19 protein-coding genes are annotated in these 20,861 nt (G+C 61.6%); 9 read left to right on the top strand and 10 right to left on the bottom strand.

The window, feature by feature from the left end; translation table 11 throughout:
- Positions 1-1,350, top strand: coding sequence for a hypothetical protein (locus tag DQG19_RS07920; protein WP_157974389.1), 1,350 nt, complete (start codon positions 1-3; stop codon positions 1,348-1,350).
- Here the strand turns inward: DQG19_RS07920 and DQG19_RS07915 are convergent.
- Entirely contained in the window at positions 1,347-2,855 is a 1,509-nt protein-coding gene (locus DQG19_RS07915) for a DASH family cryptochrome (RefSeq protein WP_116125720.1), read from the bottom strand. The genes DQG19_RS07920 and DQG19_RS07915 overlap by 4 nt on opposite strands.
- Before the next feature lie 1,012 nt (positions 2,856-3,867).
- Between DQG19_RS07915 and DQG19_RS07910 the strand changes: the two genes are divergently transcribed.
- The 4 genes from DQG19_RS07910 to DQG19_RS07895 all read left to right on the top strand — a co-directional run bounded on the left by DQG19_RS07910 (position 3,868) and on the right by DQG19_RS07895 (position 8,338).
- The gene (locus DQG19_RS07910; RefSeq protein ID WP_198661685.1) at positions 3,868-5,841 is read left to right on the top strand and encodes a hypothetical protein; all 1,974 of its coding nucleotides are present in this window, start codon (positions 3,868-3,870) and stop codon (positions 5,839-5,841) included.
- A 114-nt stretch (positions 5,842-5,955) separates the two neighbouring features.
- Entirely contained in the window at positions 5,956-6,645 is a 690-nt protein-coding gene (locus DQG19_RS07905; protein ID WP_116125718.1) for a hypothetical protein, read from the top strand.
- 292 nt (positions 6,646-6,937) lie between these two features.
- Positions 6,938-7,738 (top strand): alpha/beta hydrolase, encoded by an 801-nt coding sequence (locus tag DQG19_RS07900; protein ID WP_116125717.1) that lies wholly within the window; start codon positions 6,938-6,940, stop codon positions 7,736-7,738.
- 105 nt (positions 7,739-7,843) lie between these two features.
- The gene (locus DQG19_RS07895) at positions 7,844-8,338 is read left to right on the top strand and encodes a hypothetical protein (protein ID WP_116125716.1); all 495 of its coding nucleotides are present in this window, start codon (positions 7,844-7,846) and stop codon (positions 8,336-8,338) included.
- Here DQG19_RS07895 and DQG19_RS07890 read toward each other — a convergent pair.
- From DQG19_RS07890 to DQG19_RS07870, 5 genes are all read right to left on the bottom strand, one after another.
- Positions 8,335-9,489 (bottom strand): mechanosensitive ion channel family protein, encoded by a 1,155-nt coding sequence (locus DQG19_RS07890; protein WP_116125715.1) that lies wholly within the window; start codon positions 9,487-9,489, stop codon positions 8,335-8,337. The two genes, DQG19_RS07895 and DQG19_RS07890, sit on opposite strands and share 4 nt — an antisense overlap.
- Before the next feature lie 53 nt (positions 9,490-9,542).
- The gene (locus DQG19_RS07885) at positions 9,543-10,808 is read right to left on the bottom strand and encodes a hemolysin family protein (RefSeq protein ID WP_116125714.1); all 1,266 of its coding nucleotides are present in this window, start codon (positions 10,806-10,808) and stop codon (positions 9,543-9,545) included.
- A gap of 19 nt (positions 10,809-10,827) precedes the next feature.
- Positions 10,828-11,826: a sugar nucleotidyltransferase gene (locus DQG19_RS07880; RefSeq protein ID WP_116125713.1), complete on the bottom strand. Its 999-nt coding sequence runs from the start codon at positions 11,824-11,826 to the stop codon at positions 10,828-10,830.
- A 64-nt stretch (positions 11,827-11,890) separates the two neighbouring features.
- Positions 11,891-12,928 (bottom strand): type IX secretion system protein PorQ, encoded by a 1,038-nt coding sequence (porQ, locus tag DQG19_RS07875; RefSeq protein WP_116125712.1) that lies wholly within the window; start codon positions 12,926-12,928, stop codon positions 11,891-11,893.
- A 35-nt stretch (positions 12,929-12,963) separates the two neighbouring features.
- Positions 12,964-13,623 (bottom strand): toxin-antitoxin system YwqK family antitoxin, encoded by a 660-nt coding sequence (locus DQG19_RS07870; RefSeq protein ID WP_157974388.1) that lies wholly within the window; start codon positions 13,621-13,623, stop codon positions 12,964-12,966.
- A gap of 40 nt (positions 13,624-13,663) precedes the next feature.
- Here DQG19_RS07870 and DQG19_RS07865 point away from each other — a divergent pair, with 40 nt between their 5' ends.
- A complete protein-coding gene (locus DQG19_RS07865; RefSeq protein ID WP_116125710.1) occupies positions 13,664-14,386 on the top strand; it encodes a hypothetical protein in 723 nt (240 codons plus the stop codon).
- Between the two features lie 17 nt (positions 14,387-14,403).
- The gene (locus tag DQG19_RS07860) at positions 14,404-14,958 is read left to right on the top strand and encodes an FKBP-type peptidyl-prolyl cis-trans isomerase (protein WP_157974387.1); all 555 of its coding nucleotides are present in this window, start codon (positions 14,404-14,406) and stop codon (positions 14,956-14,958) included.
- Between the two features lie 88 nt (positions 14,959-15,046).
- On the opposite strand, the gene DQG19_RS07855 is transcribed toward DQG19_RS07860, so the two are convergent.
- Together DQG19_RS07855 and DQG19_RS07850 are read right to left on the bottom strand one after the other, a co-directional pair.
- Positions 15,047-15,658, bottom strand: coding sequence for a DUF4294 domain-containing protein (locus tag DQG19_RS07855; protein ID WP_116125708.1), 612 nt, complete (start codon positions 15,656-15,658; stop codon positions 15,047-15,049).
- 80 nt (positions 15,659-15,738) lie between these two features.
- Entirely contained in the window at positions 15,739-16,587 is an 849-nt protein-coding gene (locus tag DQG19_RS07850) for a hydroxymethylglutaryl-CoA lyase (protein WP_116125707.1), read from the bottom strand.
- 82 nt (positions 16,588-16,669) lie between these two features.
- Here DQG19_RS07850 and DQG19_RS07845 point away from each other — a divergent pair, with 82 nt between their 5' ends.
- Positions 16,670-16,891: a hypothetical protein gene (locus DQG19_RS07845; RefSeq protein WP_116125706.1), complete on the top strand. Its 222-nt coding sequence runs from the start codon at positions 16,670-16,672 to the stop codon at positions 16,889-16,891.
- Positions 16,892-16,895: 4 nt separating this feature from the next.
- On the opposite strand, the gene DQG19_RS07840 is transcribed toward DQG19_RS07845, so the two are convergent.
- Together DQG19_RS07840 and DQG19_RS07835 are read right to left on the bottom strand one after the other, a co-directional pair.
- Positions 16,896-17,507: an L-threonylcarbamoyladenylate synthase gene (locus tag DQG19_RS07840; protein WP_116125705.1), complete on the bottom strand. Its 612-nt coding sequence runs from the start codon at positions 17,505-17,507 to the stop codon at positions 16,896-16,898.
- Positions 17,508-17,618: 111 nt separating this feature from the next.
- A complete protein-coding gene (locus tag DQG19_RS07835) occupies positions 17,619-18,857 on the bottom strand; it encodes an ABC transporter permease (RefSeq protein WP_116125704.1) in 1,239 nt (412 codons plus the stop codon).
- Between the two features lie 117 nt (positions 18,858-18,974).
- Between DQG19_RS07835 and hscA the strand changes: the two genes are divergently transcribed.
- Complete coding sequence (gene hscA, locus DQG19_RS07830) at positions 18,975-20,861, top strand: Fe-S protein assembly chaperone HscA (protein ID WP_116125703.1); 1,887 nt, start codon at positions 18,975-18,977, stop codon at positions 20,859-20,861.

Here is a 20,861-nt window from a genome sequence, read left to right as displayed (position 1 = left end):
ATGAAGCTTTTACCTCTACTCAGCATAGCGCTCTTTCCGCTACTGCTTTACGGTCAGAAAACCAGGCACTTGCTGCTGGACCTCGATGACCATCCGATCCTCCAACACGACCGATCCTTCATTGCCGTTGAAGCGGTGGACGCTACCGGGGCCGGTACGGGGGGGTACGGTAACGTATACACCGGCTTGGTCAACACCCACCGCGAGCTACACTTTCGGGGAGGACTAACCAACACACTCAAAAAGGCCCTGCTGCTTGGTGTTGCGGATCCTGCGATGCCCCGCGCCCGGCTCATCGTACATGATTTGCGGATCGACGAGGAAATAACCATGACTTCCGAGCGGCGCAGGCTACAATTACTGGTCAGTCTGGAACTCACGCGCGATGAAGAACCCCTCCTGCTCGGGCCCCTCCAAGAGGCCGAGATCCAGGGAGGGATGGACGTTACCGGCGGTCACTCCCGCGCCCTGTCCGAAGCGATCGGTCGATTACTCGACCGCTTCGATACCCTGCTCTCCGAAGGAAAGTTGCCAACCAACCCAGCGGGCTTCGTCCGGGAAACCGACCCTTCCCGCCTACCGGACGGGGCTTACCACACGTACGCCGATTACCGCATAGGGCGGGTGGACACCTCTGTTCACCTGATTGCCGGGCCTCCCCGTTGGCAAGCAAACCGGGTGGGGCTGACGTTTTCGGAGGTATCACTCGAGGCCGGCGCAGACCAGCGGGTCCGCAACCGTAAGGCCGTGTGGGGATACCACGTAGACGGCCGCAGTTACCTGCAGCTGGCTAACAAATTTCATGAACTGAAGAAAGATCGGGAAGGTCGGACACTCGTATTTGTGAAGGGGGGACTAGTCGACCCGGAGCGAATCACCAAGCAGGTGGTGATCGGCAGTGCGGTCGGCGGTCTGCTGGGTGGCGCATTAGCTTCCGCCGTGAGTCGACCAGCGCAGGCCCACACGCTATTTGAAGTCGATCTCCGTACGGGGGGGCTGATTCCCTACGAGGTTGCCGTCGCGGTGCGGAAGTCAGAACCAGCCACGCTCGTTTCTGCGGAGCCAGAGGGCGGACAATCAATCATCGTACACAGGAACGGCGAACGACAATTTCTCCACCCCGGTGAGGTCCTGCTGGTCGATCCGGAAGAGAGCCTGAGCTTTACCATACCCGGAGGCCCGCGGAAGTCGGATGGTAAAGATTTTCGGGCGGGGATCACTGACCAGCCGGCACTGTATCAGCTTTCGGTCAGACCCTCCGGTGTCGTCAAGGTCGACAGACTGAAGGGGCAGGCCGCCCGTGAGGCGCGTACCCGGATCACGTCGGCCGGTGCCGGGGCGATGGACTAGGCTGTCTTCCGGCTGCGCCGCCCGCGCCCGCGCCGTCCGCCGGTCGGGGTGCTCGAGGGCTTGTTGCGGTACTGGCTGCTGCGGACGAGCGGATTGGGGTAGTTGGCGCCGATGCGCAGGCCGCAGGCTGACTGTTCGGCATCGCTCATCTCTTCCGGGTGGTGGACGTATTCATCCGGGGCTTCAGACAGCACGGGGCACCACAGCCGCACGTATTCGCCCTTGGGGTCGTAGCGTTCGGCCTGGCTCAGGATATTGAAGTAGCGGTCTTCGCGGGGGTCGGTGCCTACGCCGGCTACGTATTGCCAGTTGCACCAGTTGCTGGTGACGTCGTAGTCCACGAGCATATGCTCGAAGTACTCGGCGCCCATGCGCCAGTCGACCTTCAGGTCCTTGACCAGGTAGCTCGCCACGTTCTGGCGGCTGCGGTTGCTCATGAAGCCCGTGCGGGCGATCTCGCGCATGCTGGCATCGACGAAGGGCGTACCGGTTTGTCCCTCTATCCAGCGCTGGAGCAGGCCGCTGTCCTTTGACCAATCGGGTAGCTCCTCTGTGTCGCGGAAGCCGCGCTTGCGGAAGATCAGGTCGCCGTGCTTCTTGCCCATCAGGCGGAAGAAGTCGCGCCAGAGCAGTTCGAAAATGACCCAGTAGGTGCTTTCGTTGGCCCCGTTCTTGGCTTCGTAGGCCTTGACTTCGGCGTATATCTGCTTGGGGCTGAGGCAACCCTGGGCAAGCCAGGCGGAGAACTTGGTGCTGTAGTCGCTGCCGATGAGCCCGTTACGGGTTTCCTTGTAGGTAGAAACCGCCTGGCTGTCGAACAGGTAATAGACCAGCCGGTCGAGTCCGGCCGTTTCACCGCCGTGCCAGTCGATGGCCGAACGCTCCTCCGGCTCAGGGGCTACCATGCCGAAGTCGGCGAGGGTGGGCAAGTCGCTGGGCTCGATGCCGGTACCCGCGGGCGGGGGGATACGCGAGGGGGTAGGCAGGGGGTCGCGCACGGGCGTGAGCCGCTCGGTTTCCTTGCGGAACTGCGTAAAGGTGTCCGGGGTCTGGGTGATGGGGAAGGGCAGGTCGGAGGTGTAGTAGAGCAGCTTGCCGCGGGAGTAGTACACTTCGCGGCCGATGGCCCAGAGCGACTGCTCCACGGCGTTCTGTACCTCCAGTTCCTCCTTGGTGCGTTCGCGGTTGCAGAAGACCCAGCTGGCCTGGCACTGGCGGGAGAGCTCGGGCAGTATGTCCTCGGGGTGGCCGGTGCGGACGATCAGGTCAGCGCCCCGTTCCCGCAAGTTCCGGCGGAGGTCGGCGACACTTTCCAGGATGAACCTGGCCCGGTGGGGACCGATCTTCGACAGGCCGGTAAGCGGCAGGGTACCGCGCCACTCGCGGGGGTCGAAGATGTAGACGGGCAGGATCTCGTCGCCCTGCTTCATCGCGTCGTTCAGCGCCTCGTTGTCGTGCAGGCGAAGGTCCCGTCTGAACCATACTATTGCCGCGCGCTTGCTCATCTTTTCCGGGGGTATTATTTGTAAGCTAACCCCGGGGCGGATGCTTGGTTGCGTGGATTCGTCCATTGTTGTGTCATTGCTGGAGAGCTACGTTTCACCACGGAGAACGCGGAGGCGTTCACAACGGAAGCCAGGGCACGGCCTTCGGCAGCGTCACCCAAACAAGTAGGGCGGCCGGACCGCAGGTCTGACGCAACCCGAGCAACGCCTACGCACGATAGCCCCGTGTGAATCTATAGAATGCTGCGACGAAGCGGATCGCCTTGCTGCCGCGAGACCTATCGAAGCAGGCCGGGAGAACACGTGGTAATCCATCTACCCCCAGCGCACTGCCCTAACTTCCGCCGCCGGGAAGTATACAGCCGTCCTCCAACGACACGGACGTGCAGCCCATCCTGCCCTGTGTTTCCGGCCTGCTCGGCACCCGCGTCCGCGCCCGGAGGGACTATTATGTCCTTTACCACCTTACCTGCCGGCCCGCCAGCAGCGATTCGTTCCCTGTTTCGCCTGCGGAATAGACGATCGACCTACGCCGGCTAACCGGTTTATCGGGAAAACTAGACTACGGTCGATGCGGTAAAGTATAGTTCGTTTTCGTTGTGCCGCAGCGGAAGTGGTGATGGTGTTTCCAACCGTTGCGGGCTGGGGAAGGAGTAAGCGGGAGGCTTGCTGGATCTTAGGTGAGGAGAGATTAATCTTGAGGCATTCCTGATGTTGCGAAGTCAGCCGTGACGGATTTGGCAAACCGGTCAGGGGTAGTCGCTTGACTTCTGAGAAAGGGAATGCACAACCCTTGAAAAGTGCCAAACCCTCCAAACCAACGGCACTGCCAGATGATGTAGGGGCGCTTAATAAGCAGTGGAATTAACGTAAGGATTTTAGTTAAAGTAGATCGACTTTGATGGCGATAACTGTATTTTGATTTACCAAAGCGCTTCGACCGCAAGTCGTTTCTCCTACCAAAATATTTGATATGAACATGCATCCTTCCCGCTACGGGACTGTCCTTCTCATGGCCATACTCTTCTCAACGTGTAAAGATGAAATCTTCCTGGGCGACATCGACGTGGAAAGTAGTGAAATCAATACGGTCTACTTTGATATAAATAATTTAATGGATGGACCGATAAGCACGCTCGGGGCGACGCCCCATAAATTAGGTCCGGAACGTAAGAATCCATTTACCGTGGAAGTGATGGAGCAGGCCAGGATAGCCGTCTATGGTGGCAAGCCACCTGCTGTAACAAAAGCGACTTCCGCCCCGGCCCCGGCTCCGACCTCCGATAGATATATAAAGTTCACCCCCCGTACGGTAGAGCACCTCGCCATTCTGGAGGAGTCGGATCTCTTTTTACTGGATTTTCCCATGACGCGGGAGCTGTTTGAGTATGGTGACTATTACGAAGCCGTGACGGGTACCACTGATTATCCAGACTTGTATACCACGGTGGCCGTCGGAGTTACCCTTCCCGACGTTCCCTACACGGTGATTTCCAATCTCAACCTCGTGGAGTCCGATCCGCTCGTGATTCAGAAAGCATTTGAACTTACGGGTAACGAGGCGGAATTCAGGGAAGCCTATGGAGAGAATCCTACCATGGAAAATCTTGACTTTAGCAACGAATGTGATTACGATCCCAATACCGTTATCCTTCCCCCGGACTGCGGTGACGGCGGCGGTGGTGGTGGGGGGACCTCTACCCTGATACCCAACGAGTGTGGCTGCCAGATTTTTCGTAACCAGCGCAAACCGGGGGGCACCGTAAAGGTGGAGGACACCCAGTTTCGGGACTTTTTGCCGCTGCGTCGGGTCGAGGTGATTGCCAAGGACAGTTGGTTCACCCTGCGGCGCGTCAATACGGATGACCTGGGGTGCTGGCGTATCGACCGGGAGTTCTCCGGCAAGGGGTGGTTTTGGATACGCTTTAAGGATAAGGTATCCAACCGGGGTAAACTTCGTGTAGCGGGAGCCGATACCTGGCGTTTATGGCAAAAGGCCAGAACGGCCTCTACTTTTCTGGGCATAATGCGAGGTCCAACCTTTCACAATATTCTTACTCGCTTTGGCCGTTGGGACGGAAACAATGCCGGTACCATTACCCACTATGGATGGGCCGCGGCTACCGTGAATAATGCCCTGCACGAGTTTCACGATTTTGCTCAGCGGGAAGGGTTTGTGCGACCGCCTAGCCGACTGAATATCATGGTCGGTCTCAAGCGGAGAAATGGTTTCGCGACTATGTTACGCCAAATGGGGTCAACCAATTTTATAACGGCAGTCAACCAGGGGGTAGGATTTTGGGCCCCAAACGTAGCTGGTTTCTCGATCAACGACGATCTTGGGTATTACCTTCTTCTGGCTACCCGAACATCCACCTGGCCCGCTTCCAGCCCACTGCTCAACACCTTTATGGGTGACGTCAATACGGGTGGTGAATTCAAGGAGTCAGATGCTATGAAACGTGTGGCTTATCATGAATTGGGACATGCCTCTCACTACGCCGGTAGCTCGGTTGCCTTTTATAGTGGTGTGATTGCCGCGGAAGTCGGGGCGTTTGGACACGGTAATCCGAGCAGTAACTTAGCCGGACATATCCAAGTAGCGGAGAGCTGGGCGGAGCATATAGCGCTGACGATGATTAAGCAATCTTATCCCAGCACTTTAACGACAACCACGCATAATATAGGAACCAGCTGGGCTAACCGGCACGAGAGGGTACGAAACGAAAGTAATCGTCACGTCCCGGTCGGAGTATACTTCGATTTAGCGGACGGACTTTCCGCAAGGGAGTTAGTAATTGACGAAAATGGTGGCAACTCAGGTACCTTGATCGATAACGTCAGAGGCGGGTACACCAATGCTTTTTTTGCCCGAAACTTAAACAGCACCGTACGTTCGCCGAGTGATTTGCGAAACCTTTGTTTAGCGAATTTACCCAGTGGGGTGTCCCAAACAAACGTCAATGAGCTTTTCAACCAGTATTGATTTCACCAACCTGCCATGCACGAACGCCGGGGTCACCCGTTGACCGTAGGCTAATGAATCTCTCAACGCGAGCGCCATATACCTCATTTCACGATTAGCACCCCCCCGCACTTGATGAGTACTATCAGTAAACTGATCTCACTGCTTTTATTTGTATCGGCCTCCTGTGAGGACTCGGCCTGTAAAGCTATACGGTACGACCTCGAGGTATACGTAGAAATATCTCCGGCCGATACCTTGTACCGAACGACGGACACGGTAACGCTAACGTTCAACGCACCAGTCAACCTGACCAACCGATCCAATAACCAAGTAGAAACGGTGGAGCTGTTTGATGTCGGCTATGAGCTCTATTTCTTCAGACTAGACTCTGTTTCCGAAGAAGAATTCCGCATGGATAATACCTACGATAACATCAGGGTACTCCAACACGCAAGCAACGTCAGAACTGACTTTACTCCGGGCACGGTTTATTTTAATCCGGAGTTACAGGGTGATACCGCATACGTTTCCACGCTTTCATTTTCGTTCCGAAATCCAGGGGTGTATTTCATGCAGTTCAACGGCTTTACCGACGAGGACATCATCCTGTCGGGAGAAAACCTGAGGGACCGGGTTGTACTCAAAGACGGCTGCCCCAAGGCGATCTATGAAGACTTCATTCAGGTAAACGGGGGAGCCAACAATAACGTGGACATCTTATGCGAAACCAGGGAAGAAATGTGCACCATCAATAACTTGCTAAGTAACCGAACCGAGGCGTTTGACCGGGCCGGGGGGTACATATTCAAGGTCAGGAAATAAAGGCTGACTCGCGCTTCGTCTGCTCCGGGATACAATCCGGCCACTGGCGCCAGTAGCCGGGGCCGGCCCCGATGGCTGCAATCCGCTCGTCGGGTTGTATGCCCATGTTTCCCAAGGCGTGACTCCGGACATGGACCCTGTCGGGAGAAGCACTGCGGTAGTTTGCCGGGAGCAGGGTACCGTACTCTCGTTCAGGTAGCAGTTGCCGGCTCCCGCGACCCTACCCCCCGCGGGCCCGGCTTGCTTTCACGCGGCGAAAGAAGGGTACGTTATCTTCCGCCAAACTATCGACATGCGAACCACTTTACTCTGTATTCTTGGCCTGCTCTGCACCTGCGTCCGCGCCCAAGGGGGCTACGAAACCCTGACCGACCTGAACTACCGTCCCGACAGCGCCGACGCCTACATCCAGGAGCGCTGCGTGCTGGACCTGTACTACCCAACCGACAGCGACAGCTTCGCCACCGTAGTCTTCTTCCACGGGGGCGGACTGAGCGGGGGTGGGAAGTTCATCCCGGAAGCGTGGCGCGAGCAGGGTATCGCGGTGGCGACCGCCAACTACCGGCTGCACCCACGGGTGCAGAACCCGACCTACATCCGCGACGCGGCGGCGGCCGTGGCCTGGATAATGGAGCACATCGCTGAGTACGGCGGCGACCCCTCGCGGATCTACGTCAGCGGGCATTCGGCGGGCGGCTACCTCACGAGCATGGTGGGGCTGGACACCACCTACCTGGCCGAGTACGGACAACACCCCGACAGCCTGGCCGCGCTCATCCCCTTCAGCGGGCACACGATCACCCACTTCACGGTACGGCAGGAACGGGGGCTGAACTGGGACGACGTCATCGTGGACGAATACGCCCCTATCAGCTTTCTGCGGCCCGACGCCCCGCCGGTGCTCATCATCACCGGTGACCGGGAGCGGGAGCTTTACGGCCGCTACGAGGAGAACGCCTACTTCTGGCGCATGCTGAAGCTGGCCGGTCACCCGCAGACCTGGCTCTACGAGATGCAGGGCTTCGACCACGGGGGCATGGCGCGGCCGGCGAGTATCCTGGCGCTGGATTATATCCGGGGCGACCTCAACTGACAGGGACCGGCGCCATCCGTTCCGTGGCGTGCACGGGGAGGGCCTGCTAAGATTTCGGGAGCTATATTTAGCAACACGGCCAGGTGGCCGTCCAATTAAGCCCGCATGAAATTATCCCACGCCCTCTCCTTGGTAATCCTCACTTTTTTCCTGGCGGCCTGCCGGACCGGCCCCGCCGTATCGGACGCCGCCATCCGCATCGGGGAGCTCGGTCCGGACGGCCCGACCCTGGTGATCGACCAGAATAGTGCCAAGATTCTCTTCCAGGACCAGTTCGGTGCCGTCAACGTAGCGGACGTCGAGCTGACCAGCGAGGTTGCCGACGACAAACGCACCTACTTTCTGTTCGCGCGGGGCAACGTGCTGTCCGGCGAACGGAGCTACCGGCGCGCCATCATGCGCTTTCCGGCCTTCGTGACCCGCAACGGTATTTACCTGCGGGAACGGGACGAGCTCTTTGGTGAGAGCTGTACTCCGATCGGTGAATCGGCCTGCGCGTTCGAGCCCGGCGGGGGCTGTGAATGCATCGAACCGACCGGTGCGGTAGCCACCGACGACTCCTGTAATCACACCGTCGTGCGGGGCCGGATGAGCCGCTAGGACCGGTCCCGGTTGCCTTCCTGTGCGGGGAGTTCCTCGGCTGACGGGCTGGGCTCGCTGGAGGGGTCCGACGGGCTCATTTCCAGGCGCGTCTTCGGCAGGTGCTCGGGGTAGGTTTCCTGGATCCAGCCGATGAGGTGCTCGCGGATGGCGCACCGCAGGTTGAATACCTGTCCGGAATCGGCCCCGCTGGCGATGATGCGGATGGTTATCACGTCGGCGTTGTTATCGGTGACGGCCACGCCGAATACCTCCTTGTCCCACAGCTCCTGGGTTTCCACGAAGCGCTGGGCCTCGTCGCGGAGTTTCTGTACCGGGAAGGTGTAATCGACGTACATGAATACACTGCCGATGAGCTGGGTGCTGCTGCGCGTCCAGTTCTGAAAGGTATTGTCGATGAAGTTGTTAAGCGGCACGATCAGGCGTCGCTGGTCCCACACCTTCAGCGTCACGTAGGTTAGGGTGATCTCCTCCACGCGCCCGAACTCGCCGTCCACGATGAGGGCATCGTCGATCCGGATCGGTTGGGTAAAGGCGATCTGGAAGCCGGCCAGGAGGTTCGCGATCGACTTCTGGGCCGCGAAGCCGATGATGATACCGCCTACGCCCGCCGACGTCAGCAGGCCGGTGCCGATACTGCGCACCGCGTCGAACTGCAGCAGGATAAAGGCCACCGTAACGATAAAGATGACGATGCCCACGATCCGCTGGATGTACTGGAGTTGCGTCAGGATCTTGCGCTCCTGCAGGTTGTTGGTGGTGTCGATGCTGTAGCGGTGGCGGACCGTATCGGCGGCCACGTTGACGATCCGGATCAGCAGTAGGGCCCCGGCAATGTACAGGACGGTGCGGCAGGCACGGATGCCCCAGTGCAGGTACCAGGGAGAGGTAGTCTCGTCCGGAAAGACGGTGGACTCCAGCTGGTTCCACAGGATCAGCGTCAGGGCGAAGGTCAGAAACCAGTAGAAGGCGTTGCGGGTATTGGCTACGATCGCTTCCAGGGTGAAACTCTCGGTACGCCGGCTGGCCCGCCGCAGCACGGCGTAGAGGATCAGGGTGATCAGGGCGGCCACTAGGGCCGCTACGCCGAAGCGTACGGCCATGCGGATAATGGGTGGCGTGGCGTTGACGATTTCAATTATTTCGTTCATGGGCTTGGGGCTGGGTCAAATCCGGGTAACGGTACAGCGCAAGCCGGGTTCGCTCACTCTCCCTCCTTCGGGGGGAGTACGTGCAGGTGCACCACTTCGATGCGGGTGTTGCTCACCTCCAGCATCCGGAAGTTGAAGCCCTCCAGCTCCAGGCTTTCGTCCTGTTCGGGGACGCGCTCGGCCGTGGTGACGATAAAGCCGGAGAGCGTCTGATAATCCCCCTCCGGCAGGCCGATCCCGTACTTATCGTTCAGGGTGCTGATCTCCAGCCGGCCGCTGAAGCGGTAGTAGCCGTTGCCCTCGTCGACCTCGACGTAGTCGTCTTCGTCGTACTCGTCCTCGATCTCACCAAAGATTTCTTCCAGCAGGTCTTCCATGGTCACCACGCCTGCGATGCCGCCGAACTCGTCGACCACGCAGGCAATGCTCAACTGGTCCTTCACGGCGCGGTCGAGCAGGTCGGCCACGCGGGCCACCTCCGGCACGAAGGTGATCTCCAGGATGCACTGCCGCACGGTATCGGGGTACTCCAGCAGTTGCTGGTGGTGTACGTAGCCGAGGACGTTATCGGCGTCGCCGTCGATGACGATGAGCCGGCTGAGGTGGGTATCCATGAACTTCTGCTCCAACTCCAGTACGCTGGCGCTCACGTCGATGCTCTCCATCTCGGTGCGGGGCACCATACAGTCGCGGATGCGCACGTCGGCCAGGTTCAGGGCGTTGCCGAACAGTTTGGTATCGATCGCCGATTCCTGCTCCTCGCTCGTCTGGCTGCGGTTGACGAAGTTCTCGAGGTCGAGCCGGGTCAGCACCGTGTCCAGTTCTTCGCTCGGCCGCTTGAAGAAGAGGCGCAGCAGCCAGTCGCTGGTAGTGGTCATGACCACGCTCGGGATGTACAGGAGGGCCTGCAGTGCGCGCAGGGGGAGGGCCCAGAAGTAGAGGGCGTTGTCGGAATACAGGCGGAAGACGGTCTTGGGTACGTACTCTCCGAAGATGAGGACGGTAATCGTGATCACCAGCGTGTTGAGCAGAAGCACCACGATATCGGCTTCGATGCCGAGGTAGGTGCTCATGACGTAGGTGAGGGGCACGGTCACCAGGGAGGTGAAGGCGACGAGGGCGATGTTGTTGCCCACCAGCATGGTGCTGAGGAACTGCGCCGGCCGGTCGAACCACTGCGCGAGGATGCGGCTGCGCGTATTGTTGCGCTTCTTCTTCAGCTCTACGCGCAGCTTGTTGGCGGAGACGTAGGCGATCTCGGAGCCACTGAAGAGGGCGGAGAGGAGTAAACAGGCAAGGATGGCGAGCGCCAGACTCATGGGTTCAAGTTAAGCAAATCTACCCGCCGAAATCGATTTCGGTATTGTCACCGATGTTCAGGCTGTGGCGCATGCCGCCAATGGCCGCGTCGTTGCCGACGACCGATTTGCGGAGGACGATATCGTAGATGCGGGCGTAATCGCCGATGATGCTGTCGGCCACGATCGCGTTCTCCAGCTTGGAGTTCGCGCCGACGGTAACGTGCGGGCCCACGATGGAGTTGCTGATCTCGCAGTCCTTTCCGATGTGTACCGGGTGGATGATGATGCTGTTGTCGTACGGGGGTGGATCGTCGGTGGCAAACCCCGGCCGGTCGAGGAAGATGGCGTTGGTCTGTAGCAGCACCTCGCGGCGGCCGCAGTCGAACCAGTTGTCGACCCGGATGGTGCGCAGCTCCACGCCCCACTCCAGCATGCGCGCCAGGGCGTCGGTCAGCGGGTACTCCCCGATGCTGCGGATCTTGTTCTCCAGGTTGTAGGCGCAGGCCTCAATGAATTTTTGTACCTCCCGCACCTTGTAGCACCCCACCATGGCGAGGTTGGAGCGCGGGATGGTGGGCTTCTCGATGAGGCCGCGGATCTTGCCGTCCAGGGTCTCCTCCACCACGCCGAACTGCCGCGGGTCCTCCACGGTCTTTACGCCGATGCAGCTCACCTCCGATTCCACGAATTCGCTGAGGTCGGCGTCGATGATGGCGTCACCGAAGAAGATGATGATCTCGTCGGCGTCCGCGTAGTGGTCGCGCGCCAGCCAGATGGCGTGGGCCGAGCCCATCCGTTCCTCCTGATTGACGAACACGGTGTTGAGCTGCGGGTATACCCGCTCGATGTACTCCCGGATCTTTTCCCCGAGGTAGCCGATAATGAAGACGAAGTCCGATACCCCCAGCGCGATCAGCTGATCGACGATGAAACTGATGATGGGCTTCCCGGCCACCGGGATGAGCGGCTTGGGCTGGGTGTAGGTTAGGGGTCGCAGACGCATGCCCGCCCCGGCAACGGGGATGATGGCTTTCATGGGGGAAAGGTAAGTCAGTACCAGACTACTCTAGTACGGTAGCGACGGGAAAAGGTTCCGATGGTCACAGGGTAGTGCCGATCGTCAGCTGGTTGACCCCCCCGCCCAAGTGGTAGGTGCCGCGTCCGTAGGCCAGGTTGAAGCGCCGCGTACACCAGGCAAAACCGAAGCTATAGCCCGCCGCGGAGCGGAATTCCGAGAGCCGCAATTCCCGGCGCAGCCCGTGATTGTAGCCCACGCGAAGCCGCAGGTTGCGCCGGCTGCCGAGCAGCAGCTCGCCCCCCACCACGAAATGCCGCGCCAGATTGTCGAAAAAGAGTGCCCCCGGCCCGCGTCCGGCGGCGGCGTTGCCCTCGGGGTCAAGAAGGAAGAGGTCGTCCGGGGCCGCCGGGTCGTCGTAGAGGACGTTCCAGCGGTCGAGGTAGCGGTAGGTAAGCGAAAAGCGGAACGGCAGGTACCGCAATTGCCGGCTGATACCGACCTGCAGCTCGAAGGGCATCGGCTCGCGCGCGTCGGCGTAGTGGGTTAGCTGCCGGCCGAAATTGCGCGCCAGCAGCGTAATGTTGAAGCGCCCGGAGGTATCGCGGTAGTGGACCGCCGCGTCGAAGCCGAGTCCCAGGCTGTTGTAGCCGGCCAGCTGCGAGGCGATCACCTTTACGTTCAGTCCTATGGTCAGCCGCTCCTCGATCTGCCGCGCCGCGCCCACCGATACGGCGAAGTCGGAGGCCTGGAAGGTGCCCGTGGCCAGCCCGGTGGGGTCGCGCCGCACCAGATCGCCGTAGCCCACGTACTGCAACCCCCCGGCGAAGGTGGTCCGGAGGTCTTCCCGGTGGCGGGCGTACGACAGGTAGCTGTTGTTGATGCCCGCGGGCAGGAAGGCGTGACTGAGCGACAGGGCCCCGTCGAGGCCGGGGTTCAGCAGGCTCGGGTTGCGGGCGGCGAGCGTGAGGTCGTCGTCCACGACGGCGATGTGGTGGCCGCCGAGGGCCGCCACGCTGGCGGAGTTGGGCAGGTTAAGAAACTCGTAGGCCGCGATGCCGCCCACCTGCGCCGCCGCCGGCAGGGTCACGAAGGAGAGGAAGAGCAGGACGAGAGCGCGCATGGACACAAGGTACGCAAGGAGGATGCCGCGCGCGGCTAGTTCGTGGTCCCGGCGTCGGCCGGGCGCGTCATATTCGGCGGGGGGAAGGGGGGCGTGCCGCCCTCCTCGGCGCGCCAGAGGGCGGTGCAGATTCCGGCCTGGCAGTCGCGGACCGTCGTCAGCGTGCCCGTTTCGTCGTACTGCCACAGGGTCCCCTGCTCGCGGCCGTCGGCGTAGGCGCCGGCGGCGCGGGGCTGCCCGTTCGCGTACCACTCGCGGAAGGGGCCGTTCTCCTTGTTGTCCGCGAAGGTCACGACCTCACGCACGCTGCCGTTGGGCCAGTACCGCGTCCACGCCTTGGCCATGGCCCCGGCGACGTACTCGCCCCGCAGGCGCAGGTTGCCCGTAGAGTCGTAGGTGGTGTAGGGCCCTTCGAAGCGGCCGCTGTCGTAGGTCTCGATGAGCTCCACCTTGCCGTCGGGGTAGTAGGCGGTCCGCGCGCCGTCGAGCTGCCCGCCGGCGTAGGTCTCCTCGGCGATCAGGTTTCCGTCGGGGCCGTAGCGGCGGGCGCTGCCTTCCCGTTCCCCGGTTTCGGGCGATACCTGGTATTCGGTACGGAAGCCGAGCGCGTCGGTTTCCTCGCGGTCTTCCAGGGCGGGGCCGCAGGTGCAGAGCAGGGTGGCCAGCAGCAGAGCAGTCAGGGCACGGGTGAGCATGTCGGTTTGTTTAACTTCGTGAATACACCAGTCCTCGATCATGTTCGTCCGAACGATTTTCGCCGCCCTTCTTGTATGCGCCTGCTCCCTCAGCTTATCGGCCCAGGCGGCGGACGCGGTCGGGGAAGCGAGCCCGGCCGGGGAGGCCAGCCTCGCCGAGCTGGCCCGGCTGCGCCGCCTCAGCCGGGTGGTCTATACCGCGCGGTACGACGGGGTACGCGGCACCCCCTACCGCTACGAGGAGTTCCGGCCCGGCGTCGTCTTCGACAACGCCCTGAACCGCTACGCCCTCGACAGCCTGAATTTCAACGGCTTCACCAACCAGTTCGAGTACGTGATCTTCGGGCAGCTGCGGGAGCTGCCGCAGCAGAACTTCCTGCGGGCCGACCTCGACGACGGCAACGGCGGGCGGCACGTGTACGCCTTCGGCATCAACCCGCGCTTCCCCACGTATTACGCCGAGCTGGTCTACCAGGGCGATTTTGTCACGGCCACCATGATCTACGACGTCACCAACGACGTGAAGGTGATACAGGACGTAGGCCGTACCATGCGCCTGCGCCGCTTCGACGCCAAATCGCTCTACTTCGCCTACGTGGACGGTGAGTTCGTTTCCCTGCGTCTTCAGCCGCGCCGCCTGGCTGCGGACCTCGGGCACCGCGGCCCCCTGCGGAGGTTCATGGAAGACGGCGACCTCGACCCGTCGCGGCGGGACGACTTGCTGGAAATCCTTTCCTTCGCCGAGCGACTGTACCTCGAATGACCCGCCAACCCGCCCGTATGCGCCTGTTTTATTTGCTTTTACCGCTTTTCCTCTGCACCTGCGGCCCCGCCGATACCACCCCCGCCGAGCCCGCACGCGACGAGGCCGAGCGCTCCGCCATCGAGGAACGGCTGATCACCGAGCTGAGCCCCTCCGACGACCTGGCCGGCCGGCAGCGCAACGCCATCATCAACCGGGCGATCGACCGTAACTATGACGTGTACGCGGCCCCCGAGGGCTATTTCTACGAGGTCCTGCAAGAAGGGGAGTACAACCCGCTGGACACGGGCGATATCGTGACCGTCCATTACACCGGTACCTTCCTCGACGGCGCCGAATTTGACAGCAGCCGCCGCCGTGGCGATCCCCTGCGTTTCCGCGTGGGCGATCTCATTCCGGCCTGGAACTTGGCGCTGCAGCGCGTACGGCCCGGCGCCCGTCTGCGTGTCCTCACCCCCAGTAGCCTGGCCTACGGTCCCGACGGCCTGGCCGCACCGAACGGCGACACCCTGGTGCCGGCGGATACGCCGCTGGAATTCCTGATCGAGGATATCCGTATTTTGGAAGAGTAGGGGTGTATTGGTGCGTTGGTGAATGGCTGCGTTGGTGCGTTGAACGCAGTAATTCAGCAATCCAGTAACTCACCAACCCCGCAACCCGCTACCGCCGCACCTGCCGCTCGGGCAGCTCGTAGCTCACGTCGAAGTCGTCGAGCACGGCGTCGAGGATGCGGTCGTCGCCTTCCTCGTATTTCTGCTTGAGACGGTGACCGTAGAAGCCGGCCAGGGTGGCCCAGTAGCGGGCCGTGAGGCCGCCGCGGAGGTCCTTGATGTGGTCGTAAATGGGCTGGCCGGTTTCCCGTTCGATCATGGCGATGAGCACCTTACCCTGGGTCTTGGACATCTTCTTGAGGGGCTCCTCGAACTTGTCCTCGAGTTCCTTCTGGAGACGCTTGATGTAGCGGCGGCGGTCGCGGTTACTCATATTCTGCGTCATGTACTCGGTCTCGCGGAAAATGCGGATGGCGTCCACGGCGTAGGGGTAGGCGCGCTGGGCGTAGATGCGGTAGCGGCGGTAGAGCTTGTATTCTTCGTCGTTGGCGAAAAACTCGGGGGAGCTGACGGACATCTCGCCGAGCTGGGCGATGATGATGGTGTCGCCGCAGTCGTCCAGGGCGTAGGGGTAGTATTTCCCGTCGACCTTGGTGTAGCCGGTCTGGGCGAGGGCGCAGGCGGACAGCAGGACGAACAAGCAGGAGGTGAGTAAACGCATAGGGGAGTAGTTCCGGGGATAAGACGCGCGGCGGGGCCAACGGGGTGGGGCGGCACTAAAGATAAAAATTTCCGTTTGCCTTACCGGAAGACCTCCAGCGAGGCGTCAATCGACCGTGCGAAGCGATCGACGTCCACCCCGGTAGCCGGGCCTCCGAAGTAATCAACGAGGTGCTCGGTGGGCATATTGCCGGTGAGCTCGTCCCGCGCCATCGGGCAGCCGCCAAATCCGCGGATCGCGCCGTCGAAGCGCCGGCAGCCCGCCTCGGCGGCCGCCTCCACCTTTTCCCGCCAGGTGAGGGGGGTGGTGTGCAGGTGCGCGCCGATCTCGAGCCGGGGGTAGCGCGGGATGAGGTTGGCGAACAGGTAGGAGATGCTCGCGGGGGAACTGACGCCGATGGTGTCCGACAGCTGAAAGATGCCGATGCCGAGCTCCGCCAGGCGGTCGAGCCACTGCTCCACCACCTCGGCGTTCCAGGGGTCGCCGTAGGGGTTGCCGAAGCCCATGCTGAGGTAGACCACCAGCTTGCGCCCGGCGGCCACGGTCAGCTCCTGGATCTGCTTGACGCGCTCCAGGCTGTCGGCCAGGGTGGCGTTCGTATTGCGCAGCTGGAAGGTCTCGCTGACGCTGAAGGGGTAGCCCAGGTAGGCGATCTGCGGGTGCCGGAGGGCGGCCACGGCGCCGCGGCGGTTGGCGACGATGGCCAACAGCCGGGTGTCCGTAGCACTCAGGTCGAGGCGCTCGACCACCTCGGCCGTGTCGCGCATCTGGGGGATGGCCTTGGGCGAAACGAAACTGCCGAAGTCAAGCGTATCGAAACCACACGCCAGCAACCCCTGCAGGTAAGCCGCTTTCACCTCCGTGGGGATGAATTCGTGGCGGCCCTGCATGGCGTCGCGGGGGCATTCGATGAGCTTGATTTCGGGCAAGGCGGGGTACTTTACGGCGCGATATTGCTATTGTTGCGACAACACCCACGCCCCCCCTACGGTTTCCTTCCAAACGTGCCCCATGCTTAAACACGCTACTACCATCACCGCCATCGGCTTCGTCCTGCTCTTTCTGGGGCTGGTTTCGCTGCTGTTGAATTACGTGGGGGTGGACATCTTTTTCCTTACCTGGCTATACGGACTGGGGGCGGGTATCTCCTTCGCGGTACGCCTGCTGATGGTGATCCTCGGGTTCATCCTGATCTTCGTCGGCCGTACCGACTGGGAGCGGGAGGAGATCTAGCGGGCTACTTGAGTACGCCCACGCCCTCCCGCTGGAGCAGCGCTTCCTCGCCGGTGCAGTCGATGATGGTGCTGGCCTCGTTGCCGCCCGTACCGCCGTCGATGACGGCGTCCACCCGCTTGCCGTAGACCTCGTTGATCTCGTGGGGGTCGGTGTAGTACTCCATCAGGTCGTCCTCGTGCTTCACGCTGGCCGTCAGGATGGGACGGCCGAGACCGCGGACCAGGGCGTCGACGATGTTGTTGTCGATGATGCGTACGCCGATGGTTTCCTTGCGGTTCTTGAGCACCTTCGGGGTCCGGTTGTTGGACTTCAGGATGAAGGTGAAGGGGCCGGGCAGGTTGTGCTTCATCACCCGGAAGATGTCGTTGTTGATCGTGGCCGAGTACTCCGTGACCTGGCTGATATCCTGGCAGATGAAGCTGAACATGGCCTTGTTAGGATCGATCCCGCGGATCTGGGCTACCCGCTCCACCGCATTCTTGTTGGTGATGTCGCAGCCGATGCCGTACACGGTGTCGGTGGGGTAGATGATGACGCCGCCCTCCTCGAGGATGTCGACCATCTGCTTGATGAGGCGGGGCTGGGGATTGTCGGGATTGATGCTAACTATCATAAGTGCGGGTTTTGGGAGCAATATACACAGCGAGTGCATTCAGGAGATGAAACCCGGTGGTGGGCCATCCGTTCTCTCCGCCCGTAAAATCTTGCCGGTACCCGCCGCCGATCAGACACGCTGAATGGCCGCGACGGGGTCGAGGCCCGCGGCCCGCCGCGCCGGGTAGGTGCCGAACACGATGCCGGTGAGCAGGGCCACGATGAGTACCACGGCCAGGGTATTGAGGGAGAATACCGCAGTAAATTCCTGGTCCATGTAGAATGCGATGATCCGTGCGGTGGGTACCGAAAGCAGCACGCCCAGCAGCAGTCCCAGCAGACAGCCCACGGTAGATATGGCGACGCTCTCCGACAGGAACTGGGCGATGATGCGCTGCCGCGAGGCCCCGACGGCCTTGCGGATCCCGATCTCCGGGGTGCGCTCGTTGATCGACATCAGCATGACGTTCATGACGCCGAGGCCGCCCACTACTACGGCGATGCCGATGAGCAGGCCCATCACCACCCGAAAAAGCAGGAAACCCTCTTCCAGGTCCTCTACCTGACTGAGTTGGGCCTGGGTACTCACGGGCCGCTCGATGTCGGGGTACCGCTCGCCAAACCACTGGGCGATAAAATCCGCTCCGGGCCGCACATCTTCTACCCGCGTGAAGTGCACGATTGCCTGCGTACTGTACGAAGGCGCGGGATCAGCCTGCTGAAGTACGGTCAGCGGCAGGGTCGCCTCCATGTAGAATTCCTGGCCCTCCGCCGGCAGGATGCCGACCACCTCTACCTCCTGCCCGGCGATCAGCAGGCGTTGTCCCAGCGCGGCGGGGAGCAGGCCGACCTCCCCCACCAGCCGGGACGCCAGGAGGGTATTGACGATCGCGACCGGCCGGCTGCCGTCCTCGTCCTCCGCCCTCAGGTCACGCCCGTGGCTGACGGCGGGTATGTCTTCGATAATGGGCAGGGAGACGGCGGCATAGCGTAGTGCCAGCTGCTCGCCCGTCCTGGGATGCGGTACCGTAATATCGTCGGTGGCGTACAGCTGCCCCGTTGCGGGGAAGGGGAGCGCCGCGAGCATGCTGTCCATTGTGGGGCGGGAAATCTCGGCCACCGTGTCGAGGGGTACTTCCAGTCCGTCGAGGCGCTGCGTGGTCCGCTGCCGCACGACCACCGTCTCTACCGTAGTATTGGCGGAAATCTGCTTGCGGGCCAGCAGCTCCAGTCCATCAATCAGGCTGAGCATGGCCACGAGGGCCGCCACGCCGACGATCATGCCCAGCACCGACAGAATACTGTGGAAGAAATTGGAACGGAGGTTGCTCAGGGTCTCCTGGAAGGCCTGGCGGATGGCGGTAAGCATGGGATCGGGTTGTGGTTCAATCGTTCAGCCGGGGGGATTCTCAATTTAGGGCTTACCGGGACATCCCCCCGCCGGCCCGCCACCAAACTCCGTCACGCCCGAAGGTGTATACCCACTATGGCAAAGTATAGCATCGACCTGCAGGCAGGTAAAGTGAAGGAAGACGAGGCCGTTTCGTCCGTTGGCGAGACCATCGTGGGTATTGATCTCGGCACCACCAACAGCCTGGTGGCCCACGTCGTGGAAGGCAAGGCCGTCGCGGTGGCCGGCCCCGACGGCAAGAGCGTCCTCGTACCCAGTATCGTACACTTCAATAGCGACGGCACCACCGTGGTCGGCGACGCCGCCCGGGGGTACCTGGAAACCCAGCCTGAGCGGACGATCTATTCCGTAAAGCGGCTACTGGGCAAGAGTTTTCGCGACCTGACCGACGTTAAGGACCGCTTCGGCTACCGGATCATCGACGAAGATGAGGACCGGCTGGTGAAAGTGGCCGTGCACAGCGAGGATGGCCGCGAACGCTACTACAGCCCCATCGAACTCTCGGCCGAGATCCTGAAAACCCTGAAGGCCCGCATAGAGCAGGAGCTCGGCACCGCCGTGAGCCGGGCCGTGATCACCGTGCCCGCCTACTTCAACGACGCCCAGCGGCAGGCCACCCGTGACGCGGGTAAGCTGGCCGGCCTCGATGTCCTGCGCATCGTCAACGAGCCTACCGCCAGCAGCCTGGCTTACGGTATCGGACTTACCGACGAGGACGAGGGCCGCACCATCGCCGTCTACGACCTCGGCGGCGGCACCTTCGACGTGTCCTTGTTGCGCATCGAGCAGGGCATCTTCGAGGTGCTGTCCACCAACGGCGATACCTTCCTGGGCGGCGACGACTTCGACCAGGCCATCGTCGACCACTGGCGCACGGGCTACGACCTCGAACTCGATACCCCCGAGTTGCGCGGTGGCATCCGCCTGCTGGCCGAGCGCGCGAAGAAGGCCCTCTCGACCGACCAGCAGTTCACCGGGGACTTCGACGGCAAGGTCCTTAACCTGACCCGCGGCGAATTCGAAAACCGCGTACGCCCCCTCGTCAAGCGTACCCTCGCATCCTGCGACCGCGCCCTGAAAGACGCCGGGCTGGGCAAGGAAGACATCGACCACGTCATCATGGTCGGCGGCTCCACCCGCGTGCCCCTGATCAAGCAGCAAGTGAGCGATTTCTTTGGGAAGCAGGTCAACGACAGCCTCGACCCCGACCAGGTGGTGGCCCTTGGCGCCGCCATCCAGGCCGACGTGCTGGCCGGGAACCAGCAGGACGTGCTCCTGCTCGACATCACGCCCCTGAGCCTCGGCATCGAAACCGTCGGTGGCCTCATGGACCCCATCATCCCCCGCAACTCCAAAGTACCCACCAAAGTGGGCCGCAAGTACACCACCAGCGTCGACGGACAGGTCAAACTCAAGGTGGCGGTCTACCAGGGGGAGCGCGACATGGTAGCCGACAACCGCAAGCTCGGCGAATTCACCCTGGAGAACATTCCTCCTATGCCCGCCGGCATCCCCCAGATCGAGATCCACTTCTACCTCGACGCCGACGGCATCCTGCGCGTCAAGGCTACCGAGCACCGCAGCGGCACCGAACAGAGCGTGACCATCAAGTCACAGTACGGCATCAGCGACGAGGAAATGGCGCTGATGCTCATGGACAGCCTGCAGAACGCGGAAACCGACATGGCCGCCCGCGCGCTGGCCGAGGCCAGGACCGAAGCCAAAAACGTTTTGCTGAGCGCCCGCAAATTCATCCGCCAGAACGAAAGCTGGCTCACCAGCGGGCAGGTCCACGAGATCGAACGCTTCGTCGACGCCCTGGCCAAGAGCGTGGAGGGCGACGACAAGGACGAGATCAATCACCGGCTGGAAGAGCTGAATACCTTCACCACGCCGCTGGCCCACGAGGCGCTCGACCGCAACGTGGCCGCCGCGATGAAGGGCAAGGGGGTGGAGGAATAA

The sequence above is a fragment of the Lewinella sp. IMCC34183 genome (genome assembly GCF_003390915.1).
Classification (GTDB): Bacteria; Bacteroidota; Bacteroidia; order Chitinophagales; family Saprospiraceae; genus Neolewinella.
Note: the sequence above shows the minus strand (reverse complement) of the source record. Positions and strands in the feature narration are given on the sequence as shown.